General features: G+C 61.3%; 19 protein-coding genes and 1 pseudogene. 13 read left to right on the forward strand and 7 right to left on the reverse strand.

What is annotated here, in order from left to right; translation table 11 throughout:
- Positions 1-270: 270 nt before the first annotated feature.
- Complete coding sequence (infC, locus tag VL202_RS06265) at positions 271-807, reverse strand: translation initiation factor IF-3 (RefSeq protein WP_081927933.1); 537 nt, start codon at positions 805-807, stop codon at positions 271-273.
- Positions 808-1,026: 219 nt separating this feature from the next.
- Here infC and VL202_RS06270 point away from each other — a divergent pair, with 219 nt between their 5' ends.
- Both VL202_RS06270 and VL202_RS06275 read left to right on the forward strand, forming a co-directional pair.
- Positions 1,027-1,830, forward strand: a complete 804-nt coding sequence (locus VL202_RS06270; RefSeq protein WP_325463286.1) for an alpha/beta hydrolase — start codon at positions 1,027-1,029, stop codon at positions 1,828-1,830.
- A gap of 241 nt (positions 1,831-2,071) precedes the next feature.
- A complete protein-coding gene (locus tag VL202_RS06275; RefSeq protein ID WP_325463287.1) occupies positions 2,072-2,692 on the forward strand; it encodes a transglutaminase-like cysteine peptidase in 621 nt (206 codons plus the stop codon).
- Positions 2,693-2,985: 293 nt separating this feature from the next.
- On the opposite strand, the gene VL202_RS06280 is transcribed toward VL202_RS06275, so the two are convergent.
- The 3 genes from VL202_RS06280 to VL202_RS06290 form a co-directional block, all read right to left on the reverse strand.
- Positions 2,986-3,363: a hypothetical protein gene (locus tag VL202_RS06280; RefSeq protein WP_325463288.1), complete on the reverse strand. Its 378-nt coding sequence runs from the start codon at positions 3,361-3,363 to the stop codon at positions 2,986-2,988.
- Between the two features lie 229 nt (positions 3,364-3,592).
- Complete coding sequence (locus VL202_RS06285; RefSeq protein WP_325463289.1) at positions 3,593-4,126, reverse strand: GNAT family N-acetyltransferase; 534 nt, start codon at positions 4,124-4,126, stop codon at positions 3,593-3,595.
- A 4-nt stretch (positions 4,127-4,130) separates the two neighbouring features.
- Complete coding sequence (locus VL202_RS06290; protein ID WP_325463290.1) at positions 4,131-4,709, reverse strand: helix-turn-helix domain-containing protein; 579 nt, start codon at positions 4,707-4,709, stop codon at positions 4,131-4,133.
- Between the two features lie 207 nt (positions 4,710-4,916).
- On the opposite strand from VL202_RS06290, the gene VL202_RS06295 reads away from it, so the two are divergent.
- The 4 genes from VL202_RS06295 (at position 4,917) to VL202_RS06310 (ending at position 8,667) form a co-directional block, all read left to right on the forward strand.
- A complete protein-coding gene (locus VL202_RS06295; RefSeq protein WP_325463291.1) occupies positions 4,917-6,182 on the forward strand; it encodes an MFS transporter in 1,266 nt (421 codons plus the stop codon).
- Between the two features lie 204 nt (positions 6,183-6,386).
- On the forward strand, positions 6,387-8,213 hold the full coding sequence (gene lepA, locus VL202_RS06300) for a translation elongation factor 4 (protein ID WP_325463292.1): 1,827 nt from the start codon (positions 6,387-6,389) through the stop codon (positions 8,211-8,213).
- Positions 8,214-8,269: 56 nt separating this feature from the next.
- Positions 8,270-8,380 (forward strand): type II toxin-antitoxin system CcdA family antitoxin, encoded by a 111-nt coding sequence (locus tag VL202_RS06305; protein WP_414692811.1) that lies wholly within the window; start codon positions 8,270-8,272, stop codon positions 8,378-8,380.
- A 26-nt stretch (positions 8,381-8,406) separates the two neighbouring features.
- Entirely contained in the window at positions 8,407-8,667 is a 261-nt protein-coding gene (locus VL202_RS06310) for a CcdB family protein (RefSeq protein ID WP_325463293.1), read from the forward strand.
- A gap of 16 nt (positions 8,668-8,683) precedes the next feature.
- On the opposite strand, the gene VL202_RS06315 is transcribed toward VL202_RS06310, so the two are convergent.
- The 3 genes from VL202_RS06315 to VL202_RS06325 all read right to left on the reverse strand — a co-directional run bounded on the left by VL202_RS06315 (position 8,684) and on the right by VL202_RS06325 (position 10,881).
- A complete protein-coding gene (locus VL202_RS06315; RefSeq protein WP_325463294.1) occupies positions 8,684-9,142 on the reverse strand; it encodes a GFA family protein in 459 nt (152 codons plus the stop codon).
- A 111-nt stretch (positions 9,143-9,253) separates the two neighbouring features.
- Positions 9,254-9,991 (reverse strand): pentapeptide repeat-containing protein, encoded by a 738-nt coding sequence (locus VL202_RS06320; protein ID WP_414692812.1) that lies wholly within the window; start codon positions 9,989-9,991, stop codon positions 9,254-9,256.
- 137 nt (positions 9,992-10,128) lie between these two features.
- On the reverse strand, positions 10,129-10,881 hold the full coding sequence (locus VL202_RS06325) for a type 1 glutamine amidotransferase (RefSeq protein WP_325463296.1): 753 nt from the start codon (positions 10,879-10,881) through the stop codon (positions 10,129-10,131).
- Positions 10,882-11,080: 199 nt separating this feature from the next.
- Between VL202_RS06325 and rbfA the strand changes: the two genes are divergently transcribed.
- The 7 genes and pseudogenes from rbfA to VL202_RS06360 all read left to right on the forward strand — a co-directional run.
- A complete protein-coding gene (gene rbfA / locus VL202_RS06330) occupies positions 11,081-11,482 on the forward strand; it encodes a 30S ribosome-binding factor RbfA (protein WP_325463297.1) in 402 nt (133 codons plus the stop codon).
- A gap of 2 nt (positions 11,483-11,484) precedes the next feature.
- The gene (locus tag VL202_RS06335) at positions 11,485-11,940 is read left to right on the forward strand and encodes a hypothetical protein (protein ID WP_325463298.1); all 456 of its coding nucleotides are present in this window, start codon (positions 11,485-11,487) and stop codon (positions 11,938-11,940) included.
- A 3-nt stretch (positions 11,941-11,943) separates the two neighbouring features.
- Entirely contained in the window at positions 11,944-12,879 is a 936-nt protein-coding gene (truB, locus tag VL202_RS06340) for a tRNA pseudouridine(55) synthase TruB (protein ID WP_325463299.1), read from the forward strand.
- 256 nt (positions 12,880-13,135) lie between these two features.
- Positions 13,136-14,761: a sensor histidine kinase gene (locus VL202_RS06345; protein ID WP_325463300.1), complete on the forward strand. Its 1,626-nt coding sequence runs from the start codon at positions 13,136-13,138 to the stop codon at positions 14,759-14,761.
- Between the two features lie 59 nt (positions 14,762-14,820).
- Entirely contained in the window at positions 14,821-15,138 is a 318-nt protein-coding gene (locus VL202_RS06350) for an SH3 domain-containing protein (RefSeq protein ID WP_325463301.1), read from the forward strand.
- Between the two features lie 176 nt (positions 15,139-15,314).
- Complete coding sequence (rpsO, locus tag VL202_RS06355; RefSeq protein WP_277703708.1) at positions 15,315-15,584, forward strand: 30S ribosomal protein S15; 270 nt, start codon at positions 15,315-15,317, stop codon at positions 15,582-15,584.
- Between the two features lie 349 nt (positions 15,585-15,933).
- A pseudogene (locus VL202_RS06360) lies at positions 15,934-16,823 on the forward strand (polyribonucleotide nucleotidyltransferase); the annotation flags it as partial.

The following is a 16,823-nucleotide window of genomic DNA, read 5'->3' on the forward strand; positions in this document are numbered from 1 at the left end:
GAGGACTTCGTCTTCATCTTGGGCATTTTGCTACTCCATTTTTCTTGATTTCGAGATCGACTGACGAGGTCGTCTCCAGCGTAAAGAACGGCCACGGCATGCCCTGCCGGACCGTTCGGACGGGGGCTTGTAACCGAAGCACCGGAAAAGTGCAATGGTCAAAGTGCAATGGCATCGGATGGCGGCGGCGATCGTCCCGGCGCGACCCATGCCAGATGCGAAAAAGCCGCCAGACGGCGGCTTCATCGGCAGGCTGGTGGACGCAGGCGCTTATCTCGGCGCCAGCACCATCATCATCTGGCGGCCTTCGAGCTTCGGCTCGGCTTCGACCTTGGCGATTGCCGTGGTGTCTTCCTTGACCTGAAGCAGGAGCTTCATGCCGAGTTCCTGGTGGGCCATTTCGCGACCGCGGAACTTCAGCGTCACCTTGACCTTGTCACCCTCTTCAAAGAAGCGGTTCATCGCGCGCATCTTGACGTCATAGTCGTGCGTGTCGATGTTCGGACGCATCTTGATCTCCTTGATCTCGATGATCTTCTGCTTCTTGCGAGCTTCCGCCGCCTTCTTCTGGGTGGAGTATTTCAGCTTGCCCAGGTCAAGGATCTTGCACACCGGCGGTTCAGCGTTCGGCGAGATTTCGACGAGGTCGAGACCCAGCTCCTCCGCCATGCGGAGGGCCTGGTCGGTGGGAACACTGCCGTGGTTGACCCCTTCGGCGTCGATGAGCTGAACCCGGAGGGACCGGATTTCCTTGTTGGAGCGGGGCCCGTCTTTAACCGGGGCGTCCGTTTTGAACGGTCTGCGAATGGTCGTACTCTCCTCGAGCTGTTACGAATCTGTGCTGTTTGTTTATAGCGCGATTGTCCGGCGAAACGCCGTGCAAATGCCGCTTGATCGTCATGTGTGAATTGCTGCGCGAAAGTCAATAACACAGGTCTTTGTGGAAATCACCACCTGTCGGCCCTCTGGAGAATCTGTTTTAGAAAGAAAAACAGCAACAAACGCTAAAAAAATGGAGAAAAGCTGATGGCATTGCCCGATCCGGACACGCAACTGGACCATCTCGATGTCGGTAAGGGCGAGGAATCGCGGCGCATCGCCATGCGGATTCTGCCTGCCACGGAAGGCAACACGATGCCAGCGCTCGTTTGGCTCGGCGGATACCGGTCGGATATGGCCGGCACCAAGGCCGTCGAGCTGGAGCGCCATGCGGCCCGGTCAGGCGCCGCGTGCATCCGCTTCGACTATTCCGGCCATGGCGTTTCCGGCGGTGCATTTGCCGACGGCACGATTTCGCGCTGGCTGGAGGAGGGTCTGGCGGTTATCGACCATGCCTCGCCTGAACGCATGGTTCTCGTCGGCTCGTCGATGGGCGGCTGGGTGGCACTCAGGCTGATCGCCGAGTTGCGCGCCCGCGGCGAGGGTGGCCGCCTCGCCGGCCTCGTGCTGATCGCACCAGCGCCCGATTTCACCTCTGAACTCATTGAGCCGAACCTGACGGATGCGGAGCGCACCTCGCTTGCCGAGCGCGGCTATTTCGAGGAGCCGACACCCTATGGGCCGGATCCGAACATCTTCACCGCCCGGCTGCTCGATGATGGCCGGCGCAACCGCGTCCTGGACGGAATCATCGAGACCGGCTGCCCGGTCCATATCTTGCAGGGTATGGAAGACCCGGACGTTCCCTATCGGCATGCGCTGAAACTGATGGAGCATTTGCCCTCCGACGACGTGGTCATGACCCTCATCCGCGATGGCGACCACAGGCTGTCGCGGCCGGAGGATATCGAGCGCATCATGGCTGCCGTAGCGGCCATGTCCGGAGGCTGAAAAGGCAGTCAAATCAGCGGCAAATCACCGGTGATGCTGATTTGCCGCGCATTTTAACCATATCTCGCAATCCCTAATTCTGCAGATTGACTTCGTTTCGGGTGCGCTGTTAACTCTTTGTTAACGATGAGGGCAGCGCGGGCAGGGACGGCCCACAAAAAGCTGACGGTCAGACTTCAGATTTTCGCGGGGGTTCGCCGGGAATGATTTCCGGGGAAAGACCGCGCCACAGGGGACGTGTATGGCGCAGTTGACTGGGATCAAGAAAATGGTCGTTGCTTTGTCGGCTGTTTTCGTATCGGCGAGCGCGGCAATTCCGGCGCCGAATGCAACGGCCCTCTCGATGCAGACGGGCGCCATCACCTCCCAGCCGATCGGCCATTACGAATTCTGCCAGAAGTATCGCGCCGAATGCGAGATCAAGACCAAGTCGATGACCGCACCGCGCGTCACCGATTTCGGCTGGTCGGTCATTCGCGAGGTCAACCTCGCCACCAACCGTGAAATCACGCCGATGACCGACATGGATCAGTTCGGCAAGGATGAAGTCTGGTCCTATCCTGTCAATGCCGGCGATTGCGAGGACTTCGTTCTCCTCAAGCGCAAGCGCCTGATGGAAAAGGGCTTCTCGCCAGCCGACCTGCTGATCACCGTCGTGCGCAAGCCCGATGGCGAAGGCCATGCGGTGCTGACCGTGCGCACCGCTCAGGGCGATTTCATCCTCGACAATCTCGACGACGACATCAAGCTCTGGACCAAGACCTCCTATCGCTTCCTGAAACGTCAGGCCTCGTTCAATACCGGCCGCTGGGTCACTATCGAAAACGGCGCGGAAGTCCTGGTCGGCTCGGTCGGGAACTGAGCAGAGGCATTGCTTGTCGGTTTGGATGACTGGGCTCCAGGCCCTTCGTCATTTCTCTCCGCGCCATGGGTGTTCATTCATGAGCGTCCGAGTGAAAGATTGTCCCCATGGATCGATTGGGTTCCCTCACCGCGCGGACCCGCGTGGCTGAGTCACTGTGACGGAAACAGAGGGTAGGGGAACGCCTTCCGCAAGGAAACCCCTCTCGCATGGACTGAATAAATGCCCAACAATAAAAAAGCCGGCAACAAAGCCGCCGGCCTCCACATTCCGGTTCCGTCAGGCGGACACGCCTATTCGGTCAGGTCGATTTCTTCCGTGCTGCCGCCCTGGCAGGTGTAGCAGCAGTCGGAGCAGGTTTCGCCATTGTCAGGACCCGTGCCCCAATAGGTCGATTTGTCGCCGGAAACCCAGGCGCCGTAGCAAATCTTCTCGCCTTCGTCGCAGGAGAGCGGGATCTGCTTGGTCTCGCCGTCATCCAGCAGATAGACCTGGTTGTTGCCCGGCCAGATATGATCGCGGTCCTGGCTGTAGAGCTCGACTTCGACGGCGTTCGGGTGGCTGTTTTGCATCTGGAAGGTGACCTCCGCGGCGGAGGCGGTGGACATGCCACCGAATGCGAGCAGCACGGAAAGCGCGGCAAGGCCCGCGCGGTGACGAATGGTTTTCATGAATTCCCCCTCTGAACAATCGGCTTTGCAGCCGCATCCAGCTAACACGAACATCCTGATTGCGGAACGGGTGGAAAGGCTGAAAAGCATGAATTCTTTCAAGCAAATCAAGCCATTTCTGGTCACAAGGATAGGTGGAATTGTCGCTTATGGCGCACGCCGGCTCCGGCGGATCAGCTACAGCGCCGCGCGTTAAATATGACGCGCAAAAGTCACTGTAACACTTTAATTATGCAGTAGTCGTCAGCGCCTTGTAGAAAAAGGTCGAGCCACAATAGCTGCCGTCGGGCATCAGCGCATATTGCGGGATGACGCCGACGCGTTGCCAGCCGAGCTTTTCATAGATGAATTCCGCTGGGCTCCCCGTCGCCGTATCGAGTACCAGGATGTGGCGTCCATGTCTGGTCGCCTCCGCATCGGCGGCATCCATCAGGGCGCGGGACAGCCCGAGACCGCGCGCCTTGCGATGGACGAGCAGTTTCTTCAGGTCGGCGCGGTGCGGCTGGTTCGGCATCATGCCGATGCCAAGTTGGACCGTGCCCAGAAGATCGCCATCCCGCTCGGCGACGATGAGCACCGTCGTTCCATCCTCCACGGCCTGCGCAACGCCCTCCCAGTAGGGCATCGCATCTGCAGGCAGATATGGCGACATGAAGCCGACGGATGCGCCGCCCTCGACGCAGTCCGACAGGATGTCGGCGAGCGCCGGCAGTGCGTCGGCGGTTTCGGAAGAGGCAAGCGTGCGGATGGAGATCTTGGACATCGGGTCAGACTTTGCTGCGGTGGAGGATGACGGCATAGCGCGCCGGCTGGCCGTGGGGATTGTGAAAGGAATGGCCGTCGGCAAGCCGCATGAAGAGGCAATCGCCGGGCTCCAGCACATGCGTGGCTTCGCCGGTCGTCATCGTCAGCCTGCCTTCGAACAACCAGAGATGCTGCGTCTGGCCTTCGTCGAATTGCCGAGGTTCGAAGACAACGCTGGCGCCGGGGGGAAATTCCACTTCGACGATATCGACGGGCGATCCCATGCTGTCCGGGGATACCGAGCGACGCAGATATCCGGTCTCCGGATCACGCCAGACGCGCTGTTCGTCGCGGCGCAGCAGCGGATGACTGGTCTGTTCGTCGGGCGCGAAAAACCGCGATAGGGTCGTGGCGAGCGCGCCGCAGAGCCGCGCCAGGAGTTGGGCGGTGGGGCTCGCCTCGCCGCGCTCGATCCGCGAGATCATCGCGCGGCTGACGCCGGCACGCTGCGCGAGATCGTCGAGCGTCATTGCCTGCGCCGATCGCAGCGCCTTCATGCGCTCGCCGAGCGCTTTGTCGGAATTGTCGTGCAGAGTTTCCATGATATGAGAATTAAATGATCTTATAGTGGAGTCAATCGGAGAGTGGCATCCATTCAAAAAATCTGTCACATGCCGCTTTGACGACACCATACTGGCGGCAATCGCTATATGGTCCGGATCATCCGCACGGTCGGGGAAACCGCCCTGCGATCAATATGTTAGGCAATGCTTGAACGGCAGTGGCTGCCGGTTCGACTGCGAGGACGGATGGCGACACTAGCGGATGCGGGACCAGGCCAGCCACGGGCTTCGGTACTGTCGATCGCCAGCATCGTGCTCTCCATGGCCTGCGTCGGCATCGGCAACGGCATCATGTTCGCCTATGTGCCCTTCCTGCTGGCGAGCGGCGACAGCGCGCCCTGGGTTGCCGGCGCGGCCGTGACGGCGCTTGCCTTCGGCGGGCTTGCAGGCTGCGTGGTTGCCGGACCGATGATCCGCCGCGTCGGCCATGCCCGCGCCTTTTCCTGCTCCATGGCGCTGGTGCTGCTGTCGGCCTTCCTGATCGCGCTTGGCTTCAATCCGCTGCTCTGGGTGTTCGCGCGCGGGCTTTACGGGGCGGCCGGCAATATCAATTTCATCATCTCGCTGAGCTGGCTCAACCATGCCAGCGCCAACAGCTGGCGCGGCAAGGCGATGTCGGTATTCTACATGACCTATGTCATCGCGCTCGGTTTCGGCGCCTGGCTGTTCGGACAGATTCCGACCGAGGGCAACCTGGCGCCGCTCTTGACGATCTTCTTCACCACTGTCGCGATCCTGCCGATTGGGCTGACACGCCTGCCCAATCCACCGCCGCCGGCCAAGGTCAGCGTCGATGTACCGATGGTCTGGCGCAATTCGCCGGTTGCCTTCGTCGGCGTTCTGGCCGCCGGCGGGCTGTCCATGTCGGTACAGGGGTTCACGCCGATCTACGCCGCCGCCAACCAGGTCAGCCAGGGAGACGTGGCGCTCCTGATGCTGGTCATGCAGTTTGGCCTGATCTTCATCCAGTATCCGATGGGCGTGCTGTCGGATCGCATCGACCGGCGCATCGTGCTCATTCTCGTCTGCCTGCTGATCTCGGCCGCCGCCGTGGCGTCGCTTGCCGTCTCCTTTGCCAATCTCGTCTTGTTGATGCTGGTCTTTGCGGTGTTGGCCGGCGCGGTCGAGACCGTCTATTCGATCGCAAACGCGCACGCCAACGACCGCACGGCGCCGACCGATTTCGTGCCGCTCGCCTCGACGCTCCTGATGTGCTGGTCGATCGCGGCCACCATCATTCCGCTATCTATCACCGTTCTGACGCCGGTCTTCGGGCCAAAAACCTTCATCTATGCGGCGATGGGCACAGCGCTTGCCTATGCCGCCTTCGTCACGGCCCGGCTGAAATTCCGCGAAACGGTGCCGCCGCACCTGCGGGAAAATTTCGAGATGAAGAGCGCGCAGATGCCCAATGCCGGCGCGCTGGTCGACGGCGCGAAGGACGATCGCTGAGGCATGCTACGAAGGTCGGTGACCTTGTTTGCCGGTTGCGACTATCCAGAACCGGCGGAAATCACTTTCTTCCTCCGCTGAAAATGACCGGAAAAATCATCCGTCGAACCCGGTTTCATGCCAGAAGCCGGGCTCAAACGCTTTTGACACGGGGCGATCGGTAAAATTCTTTGCAGTTTGGGAGGTTCCATTGTATGCGGGCGAATGAGCACAAATTCGACCCGCACCCCCCTGTCGCATATCCGCAATTTCTCGATCGTGGCGCATATCGACCACGGCAAATCGACCCTTGCCGATCGCCTGATCCAGACCACCGGCGGCCTCGCCGATCGTGAGATGTCGGAACAGGTTCTCGACAATATGGAGATCGAGAAGGAGCGCGGCATCACCATCAAGGCGCAGACCGTGCGCCTGCACTATATCGCCAACAATGGCGAGACCTATGTGTTGAACCTGATCGACACGCCCGGCCATGTGGACTTCGCCTATGAAGTCTCGCGCTCGCTGTCGGCCTGCGAGGGTTCGCTTTTGGTGGTCGATGCGTCCCAGGGCGTGGAAGCCCAGACGCTCGCCAATGTCTACCAGGCGATCGACAACAACCACGAGCTCGTCACGGTCCTCAACAAGATCGATTTGCCGGCGGCAGAACCCGACCGTATCCGCGAGCAGATCGAGGAAGTCATCGGCATCGATGCATCGCAGGCCGTGCTGATCTCGGCCAAGACCGGTCTCGGTATTCCCGACGTGCTGGAAGCGATCGTTCACCAGTTGCCGGCGCCCAAGAGCGAAGGCGGCGAGACGGCACCTCTGAAGGCGCTGCTGGTCGACAGCTGGTACGACACCTATCTGGGCGTCATCGTTCTCGTGCGGATTCTCGACGGTGTCCTGAAAAAGGGCCAGACCATCCGCATGATGGGCACGGACGCGAAATACCAGGTGGAGCGCGTCGGCGTTATCACCCCGAAGATGGTCACCGTCGATGCGCTCGGCCCTGGCGAGATCGGCTTCATCACCGCCTCGATCAAGGAAGTGGCCGATACCCGCGTCGGCGATACGATCACAGAGGACAAGCGCCCGACCGCCACCATGCTGCCGGGTTTCAAGCCGGCCCAGCCGGTGGTATTCTGCGGCCTGTTCCCGGTCGATGCCGCCGATTTCGAGGATCTGCGCGCCGCCATGGGCAAGCTTCGCCTCAACGATGCGTCCTTCTCGTTTGAAATGGAAAGCTCGGCAGCGCTCGGCTTCGGCTTCCGCTGCGGATTCTTGGGGCTGCTGCATCTGGAAATTGTCCAGGAGCGCCTCGAGCGCGAATTCGATCTCGACCTGATCGCCACCGCTCCGTCCGTCGTCTACAAGCTGTTCATGACGGATGGCACCGAGCGCGAACTGCACAATCCGGCCGATATGCCCGATGTCGTCAAGATCGCCGAAATTCACGAACCCTGGATTCGCGCCACCATTCTCACCCCCGACGAATATCTCGGCGGCATCCTGAAACTCTGCCAGGATCGCCGTGGCGTCCAGGTCGAGTTGACCTATGTCGGCACGCGCGCCATGCTGACCTACGACCTGCCGCTCAACGAAGTCGTGTTCGACTTCTACGACCGGCTGAAGTCGATCTCCAAGGGTTATGCCTCCTTCGACTACAACATCACCGATCATCAGGAAGGCCATCTGGTAAAGATGTCGATCCTCGTCAATGGCGAGCCGGTCGATGCCCTGTCGATGATGGTTCACCGCATGGCGGCCGAAAAGCGCGGCCGCGACATGTGCGAGAAGCTCAAAGAGCTGATCCCCAAGCACATGTTCAAGATCCCGATCCAGGCCGCCATCGGCGGCAACGTCATTGCCCGCGAAACCATCTCGGCACTCCGCAAGGACGTCACCGCCAAGTGCTACGGCGGCGATGCCTCGCGCAAGCGCAAGCTGCTCGACAAGCAGAAGGCCGGCAAGAAGCGCATGCGCCAGTTCGGCAAGGTGGAAATTCCGCAGGAAGCGTTCATCGCCGCGCTGAAGATGGGCGACGAGTGATCTTTTCTTTCTGGGTTCATGCGCAGATGATACGCGCATGAACCTTGGAGGGCGACATGCCCCAGCCCGCCCGCGAGCTTGCCAATCTCTCGCTCGATAGCGATCTCGTTTCCGGCGCCCGCGACCTGAAGATCAATATTTCCCGTGCGACCTGCCGTCGCGCCTGATGGCACCGCTCTGTCCGGTTGCCGAAATGTCCTGGTCCATCTCCCGGATCAACCCTCGCTTCGTTATTGAAGGCGAACTCCACGCCATGGCGACCCAGCGCAGGGCCGCCATTCCGGTATCTGAAATCGGGCCAGAGCTTGCGGATCTTTCAGCAAGACGTGACGACATCATCGCCGCTACCGATTTCCTGTTCAGGGTTTTCAAGCATGTCACGCAAAGTGCGCAGTGGTTTGCGATGACGACATGCGCAAAAAACAAAGACCTGAAGCGCGGGAAGCGAATCTGAAAGATCGCGGCGCGCTTCAGGAATACGTCCGCTCAGAAAACTCCTTGACCAGCCCTTCATAGGCTTCCATCGGCGGAAAGGTCTCGTAGGAATGCACCGCCGCTGTCGTCGCCCAGGGCAGTTTCTCGCTGGTAAAAGTCTCGATGAAGGGGGAGAACCAGCCGGTTTCGTCGAGCATGGTCGGCCGCAGGTTGACGAACCAGTCCATGCCTTCGGGACGGGTGAACATCCAGGTCAGGCAGTGCGGGCAGAAATAATGGCGGGTGGCGCCATGCAGGCCGCCGACCACCGGCTCTCCGGCCGTGACCTCGAAGCCATCGGCGGGAATGGCGGCGCTCAGCGAATAGGCGCTGGAGGACATTTTCTGGCAGCCGGTGCAATGGCAGGCCATGGTCAGGATCGGCGGTGCGCTGACCTTCAGCCGCACCTGGCCGCAACGGCAGCCGCCCTCCATGGGTGTGTTCAAGACGCTCATGATTCGATCCTCGCATTTTTCCGTCGAGCCTAGCGAAGTCGCCACCGAGATCCAATGCGGTGATTTATCGCTTGGTGGATCAACCGACCGAGCGGCAGGATTTTCGCGCGCTCAGTCCGAGGCGCAGGGCCAGGTGGTCGGTGTCTTGAGGCCTTCCGGCAGCTTGGTGTTTTCGTCGCCGCAGGTGAGATCGATCTGGGTCTGATGAAGGCCCGTGGCTGCCGAAAGATCGACGCCCTCGATATGGGTGAGGAACATGAAGGCTTCTTCGAAGTCGATCGGTCCCTCGAAGGTCACGCCATTGAAATTGGCGCGTGACAGGTTGGCAACGGAAAACCTGGCGCCGGTCAAGACGGCGCCCTTGAAGTTGACGCGGCCGAGCTCCGCCTTGGAGAAATCGGCGCCCGTCAGTTGCGCGCCGCTCAGGTCCGTCCGCTGAAGCTCGGCCCCGACAAAGGACGCGCCATTGGCAACGATGTTGGCAAAGCTCGAGCGAAAGGCCTCCACATGGCCGAAATTCGCCTTTTCCGCCCTGGCGCCGGCAAGCCAGGCGCGCACCAGCGTGGCCTTTTCCAGGTTTGCCGAGGTGAGATTGGCGCCGCTGAGATCCGTCAGCGAAAAATCGGCGCCGGAGAGATTGGCGCCTTGCAACTCGCTGGAAGAGAGCATCAGGTTCTTCTTGTTGCATTCGCTCCAGTCGAGGCCGGGTTCGGGCGTGTTGCCGCAGGAGGCGGCCATGGCCGGCGAGGAAAGGCCAAAAGCGAGAGCCGAAAACAGGCCGAGCGCGAGAGACCGGCATGCGGCCAGGTGCCGTGATGTCGATTGGCCGTGGTGCCTGTCAGAATGCATCGTCATCCGTTTGCTCCGCCTCCAGCTGCCCGCCTCAACCCGGCAGGTTCCTCTTCGCGTTGTTCCTGTAACGCCCAGCTCTCTCGATAGATAGGGTGGTTGATGCCGGGCGCAAATGGCACTGGCACATTTATGCGTCAGGCGCTTGCCTCGGCGATTTCCCGGCTCTCGCCTTCGACTGCCTTTTCACCGCGGATCGTACCGACCCAGGCGCGAGCAAGCGTCAGGCCGGCGGCATCGGCCTTGTCGGCGTGTGTTGCCGCAAGCTCCGGATAGCGCTCGAACCAGTGCGGATCGAGCCCGTTGATCTGGCCTTCGAAAATGCGATTCCAGTCCTCGACCACGCGCGTTCCGGCCTCGAAATGGAACTGCATGCCATAGGCCGCGCGGCCGATGCGGAAGGCCTGGTTGGTCACAGTGGGATTGGTGGCGAGATGGACGGCGCCGGCCGGAAGGGTAAAGCTGTCGGAATGCCATTCGAAGCTCGGAAAGGCCTCGCCGGCCGCGCTCAAGACGGGGTCGAGCCTGCCTTCGTCCGTCAGCTCGACGCCGTGCCAGCCGAATTCGCGGGTACGGCCGAGAATATTGTCGCCGCCATGCGCCCGCGCCAGAAGTTGGCTGCCGAGGCAGATTCCGAGCACCGACTTGTCGGCCTCGGTAAAGGCGTGCATCAGCTTGGCGAGGTCCGGCAGATAGGGATGGATATGGTCGTCCAGCGCACTTTGTTCGCCGCCGAGCACGACCAGTGCATCGTGGCCGCTGGCGTTGGCGGGCAGGGCATCACTGTTGAAAGGCTGCCGCAGGTCGATCTCCGCCCCGGCTTCCTCAAGCGCCACACCAACCTGCCCGAGGTCGGAATGGACCATGTTTTCGATCACCAGAACCCGCATATGCTCTCCGCTCACTTCACCGATTCACTTCATCGATTTTGGCGAATTGACCATGCTGGCGAGGCACTTTCAAGGGTTTTTCGGCACTTTTGGCACGGCTTTTCCGGTCGAAAAGCCCGCAAGTCTTGACCTTTCGGCCTGAAAGTAGCATTGGACCGCCTTGGTCGCGTTCGATGAAACGCCAGACAGCGGAAAAACCATGAGCAAAGTGACATCCTCTGCCCCCTCGCAGCGCATGCTGAGGGTCGGCGAACAGGTACGTGCAGGCCTGACGCAGGTTCTGCAGCGCGGAGACGTGCGCGATCCCGTGATCGAGAAGACGGTGATCTCGATTTCCGAAGTGCGCATGTCGACGGACCTCAGGGTCGCCACGGCCTTCGTGACACCGCTCGGCGTCGAGGATCATGCCGCGACGATCGAGGCGCTGAACCGCAACGCGAAATATATTCGCGGCCGGCTTGGGGCCCATCTGCGCCAGCTGAAATACATGCCGGAAGTGCGCTTCAAGGACGATACCAGCTTCGATAACTACAAGAAGATCGACCAGCTGCTGCGCTCGCCCGAAGTCATGCGCGACCTGAAGGACGAAGACGGCGAATAATCATGGCCAAGCATGTCTCTCTGGACGAAATGAACGGCTGGCCGTTCGAGCAGCGCCAGACCTTCTATCGCAGCGGAATGGCGCGCTTCGACAATGCCGAGGCGGTGCGGCTCGTCGAGATGATGGTTGCCTCCGGACTGCCGTTTCGCTGCGGCAAGGACATCGCCCATGGCGACCGCGAGATGAAGGCGCTCGAAGCCATCGTCTATTCGCCCTACAATGAAACGCTCCTGCTTGAGGCCGCCGCCTCCGGCATGCCGCCGCTCGGCGCCATCGAACCCTTGATGGTCGAGGAACTGGGTGAAGATTACCGCGTCGACAATGGCGCTACGATTGCTGCCGGATATCTCATCGCAAGGCGACTTTACGCGCTGGGATTCGAAAAAGGTAACAGCCAGAAAATGCCGGATGGCAGCGTTGCCAGGACGGCCGCGACGTTTCGCAAAAAAAGAGCCTGAAACATGTCAAAACCCCGCAAGCCCAAGGGCCGCCCGATTTCCGGCTGGCTGATCCTCGACAAGCCGCTGGATTTCGGCTCGACGGAAGCCGTGTCGAAGATCAAGTGGCTGTTCAAGGCGCAGAAGGCCGGGCATGCCGGCACGCTCGATCCGCTCGCTTCCGGCATGCTGCCGATCGCACTGGGCGACGCGACCAAGACCGTTCCCTATGTGATGGATGGCCGTAAGATCTATGAATTCACGGTTGCCTGGGGCGAAGAGCGTTCGACCGACGATCTCGAGGGCGAGGTCGTGCAGTCGTCCGACACCCGCCCGTCGGAAGAGGACGTTCGCGCTCTGCTGCCGAAATATACCGGTGTGATCAGCCAGGTGCCGCCGCAGTTTTCGGCAATCAAGATCGATGGCAACCGGGCCTACGATCTCGCCCGTGAAGGCGAGACTGTGGATATACCCGCCCGCGAGGTCGAGGTGTTTCGGCTGTCGCTGCTCGGCTGCACCCCCAATATGGCGCATTTCGAGATCGAATGCGGCAAGGGAACCTATGTGCGCTCGCTGGCGCGCGATTTCGGCCGCGACCTCGGCTGCTTCGGCCATATCGCCTCGCTGCGCCGCAGCTTTGTTGCGCCCTTCGCCGAAGAAACCATGGTGCCGCTCGCCGAACTGGTGGCGCTGGAAAAGATCGAGAGCGACCAGGAACGCCTGGAGGCGCTCGATGCTTTCCTGATTGATACCGGCGAGGCTCTGTCGAGCCTGCCGCACATCGCCATCTCTGAGGATCAGGCGCATCGCCTGAAGATGGGCAATCCGATCATCCTGCGTGGCCGCGACGCGCCGACCGCCGAGCCCGAGGCCTATGCGACCTCGCGCGGCAAGCTCGTCGCCATCGGCGAGATCGGCGAGGGTGAGTTTCGCCCCAAGCGGGTCTTCGCCACCGGTTGAAATCCGACCGGGCCTCTTATACGTTTCTCCCCACTGCATCGGTTGCCTTACCGAAATCGCTGGCGCATGGTCCGGTCCATGATCGGGATTCGCGACGGCGTCAGGACAGAAGGAGCGGCAGGCAAAGCCGCGCCGACGCTGCCTGATGCACGGGTCGGGGGTGATGGATGAGACACGTTTGAGCGACGGAAACGAGAGAGCGCCCCGGCCGGCCAAACCCTGGAGGATGCGCCTGCGCGCGCGCTTGCGGCGTCCGTTGGCGTTCTACCTCACGGTCTTGCTGTTTACCGCCATCGTACCGTCCTTCATCTTTTCGTTGATCATCCTGAAGCGCAGCACCGACGAGCAGGAGCGCGTTGTCACGGCGCTGCTCAAGGCGTCGACGGGCTCCGTCACGCGTGTGGTCGAGCGCGATATCGACAGCATGCTGACGATGCTGAAGGTCCTGTCGGCGGACAGTACGGTGGACGCAGCCCGCCTGGAGGCGTTTTACCAGAGGGCATCATCGGCGCTGGCTGGAACGGCCTCCAACCTGCTCGTCATCGATCGCGGCCATAACCAGCTCTTCAACACGCGTGTGCCCTTCGGAACACCGCTCTCCAAGGCGTCGGATTCGGAATCGATCGAGGCGGCTTTCGCCAACGGGACGCCGCTCGTATCGAACGTTTTCTTCGGCAAGACGGCGCAGCAGTGGGTTTATAACGTCTACCTGCCAATCCTGACGCCGCAGGGCAACAACGACTACCTGCTGACACTGACTCAGAATGCCGCCAGCATGGCGAAGGCCGTCAATCGCGACGTGCTGTCGCCGGGCTGGAATGCGGCGCTCCTCGACGGCGTCGGCAATGTCATTGCGTCCTCCGCCGCCGACATGCCGGTCGGCAAACCCTTTTTCATGAGCATCGTGCCCGCGCTCCGCGTCGGTATCGGCGAGGCGGTTCATGATGATGTGAAATATCGAACTGTGACCGAATTCTCGCTGCTCACCGGCTGGAAGATCATCGCCTGGGCGAAGAGTTCGGATGTCGATGCGCCGGCGGTCTGGTCCTACGTCTGGTTGTCGCTCGGTGGGTTGCTGTTCGCCGGTATCGCCGTTGCCGGCTCAGCCACCATCGCGCGCTTCCTGGCGCAGGGCGTCAAGCTTCTGGCCAAGGACGCGCATCTGCTCGGCCAGGGCCGGCCGATCGCGCCGCGCAGGCATGTCATCGCCGAGATCGAGACCGTCTCCACCGCGCTCGCCGAGGCGGCGCAGGCGCGACGGAAAGCGGAAAACGAAACCCGCTTCCTGATGCGCGAGGTGGCGCATCGCTCGAAGAACCAGCTGACGGTCATCCAGTCGATGCTCAACCAGTCGCTGGGGGCTGCGGAAAGCCGGGTGGATTTCGCCGAAGCGTTTCGCCGGCGCATCACCGGTCTCGCCCGCTCTACCGACCTGATGATCGCCAATGCCGCGCAGGGCGTGGATTTTCATGAGCTGGCGCAGAACCAGCTGCAGCCGTTCATCCCGGACGATCCGGAGCGTGTGCGGCTGTCGGGACCGCCCGTGCGGCTGGACGCGCAGGTATCGCAAACGCTCGGAATGGCGCTGCACGAACTTGCCACCAATGCCACCAAATACGGTGCGCTTGCCAACGGGCGCGGCGTGGTCGATCTGAATTGGTCCGTCGTCGACGGGGTGTTCCTGCTGGTCTGGAGGGAAACGGGAGCGGATATCGCGCAGGATGTTCCTGTCCCGCCGCGCAAGGGATTTGGCACCTTGGTGCTGGAGCGTATGCTCGGCATGGCGCTCGATGCGAAGCTGGAGAGGCTGATGCATGCCGGCGGGATCGAATGGCGCGTGAAGATCCTGGCGGAAAAGTTGAATGCGGACCTTTCGGCCTAGTTTCCTGAGGAAGATCATCCGGCTCGCCGGAATGTGAAGGAGTACACATGCATCCAGGCTTGGCGATTTTGGGCATCGGTCTTTTGGCGGCGGCACTGATGGGCGGGCGAGCGCTTGCCGTCGAGTGTGTCGTGGCCGATCCGACGGGAACCCCGCTCAATGTGCGCGCCGAACCCAAGGGCCGGATCCTGTCCGTGCTTGAAAACGGCACCGCGGTAGAGGTGACCGACGAAACCTGGATCGGTGGCAAGCGCTGGGTCCGTATCATGACCGACGAAGGAACTCCCGGTTGGGTCTTTGCCGCCTACCTTGATTGCGCCTCGGTGCAACATCAGCAGAAATCGGCGCCGATGCGTCCGCGTCTGGCCCCAGAATGACCGCAAAGGGCTGCCTGACGGCGGTCAAGACGCCCTCTTTCCTTTTGATGGTGGATGGTTTATAGGCAGCGCCAGCATCAGACCCCGCTATCGCGGACTGTTGCCTTCATGGCCGCAGCTAGACGACATCCCGGCTGCTGGCGACCCGAAATCCTAGACATTGAAAGGATGACACGATGTCGATCACTGCAGAGCGCAAGGCTGCGCTTATCAAGGAATACGCAACCGTCGAAGGCGACACCGGTTCTCCGGAAGTCCAGGTTGCGATCCTCACCGAGCGGATCAACAACCTGACCGAACACTTCAAGGGCCACAAGAAGGACAACCACTCGCGTCGTGGCCTTCTGGCAATGGTTTCCAGCCGCCGTTCGCTTCTTGACTATGTCAAGGGCAAGGACGAAGCCCGTTACACCAAGCTGATTGGTGCTCTCGGCATCCGCCGCTAAGCCTTATATCCGGCGGGACTCTTCAACGAGGGACCCGCCGGCTTGTTTTTGCGGGTCATACCGCGCTCCGCGTGAGCCAGCCTGGCTCCCGCAAGCGAATACCCTAGCAGACCGGATGGGCCGGCTCTGCAGAACCAACCGATGGCCTGTCATGGGGCAGGATTGCAGGATGCTTCGGCGCTTGCGCGTTCCACGCACCGAAAGCATACGGCTTTCAGGATGCGGAGCGACCGCAGCCGAATTCGGAAGCCTCCCGTTGTCTTGCCCGTGATGTGTCATATCCGCGGATATCGTGCCGCCCGCGCCACACTGGCTGCGGCGCGGCATTGCCGCACACGAAGGACAAAACATGTTCGATACCCACACAGTCGAAATTGAATGGGCAGGCCGCCCGCTCAAGCTCGAAACGGGCAAGATCGCCCGCCAGGCTGACGGCGCCGTTCTCGCCACCTACGGCGAAACCGTCGTCCTGGCCACCGTCGTTTCAGCCAAGTCGCCGAAGCCGGGCCAGGACTTCTTCCCGCTCACCGTCAACTACCAGGAAAAGACCTATGCCGCCGGCAAGATCCCGGGTGGCTATTTCAAGCGCGAAGGTCGTCCGTCGGAAAAGGAAACACTGGTTTCCCGCCTGATCGACCGTCCGATCCGCCCGCTGTTTCCCGAAGGCTACAAGAACGACACCCAGGTCGTCGTCACCGTCGTCCAGCACGACCTTGAAAATGATCCGGACATTCTCGCCATCGTTGCCACCTCGGCTGCGTTGACGCTTTCGGGCGTACCCTTCATGGGCCCGATCGGCGGCGCGCGCGTCGGCTACATCAACGGCGAATATGTACTCAACCCGCATGTCGACGAGATGCAGGAATCCAAGCTCGACCTGATCGTCGCCGGCACCAATGAAGCCGTGCTGATGGTCGAGTCGGAAGCCAAGGAACTGGACGAGGAGACCATGCTCGGCGCCGTCATGTTCGGCCACAAGGGCTTCCAGCCGGTCATCGACGCGATCATCAAGCTCGCCGAGGCCGCAGCCAAGGAACCGCGCGACTTCACGCCGCCGAGCTATGCCGATCTCGAGGCCGAGATGCTGAAGATCGCGGAAACCGATCTTCGCGCCGCCTACAAGATCACCGACAAGCAGGAGCGCTACGCCGCAGTCGACGCGGTGAAGGCCAGGGTCAAGGCCGAGTTCACTCCCGCCGAAGGCGAGGAGGCGCGCTACACGGGCGAGCAGATCGGCAC

Source organism: Pararhizobium sp., from assembly GCF_035497515.1.
Classification (GTDB): domain Bacteria; phylum Pseudomonadota; class Alphaproteobacteria; order Rhizobiales; family Rhizobiaceae; genus Pararhizobium.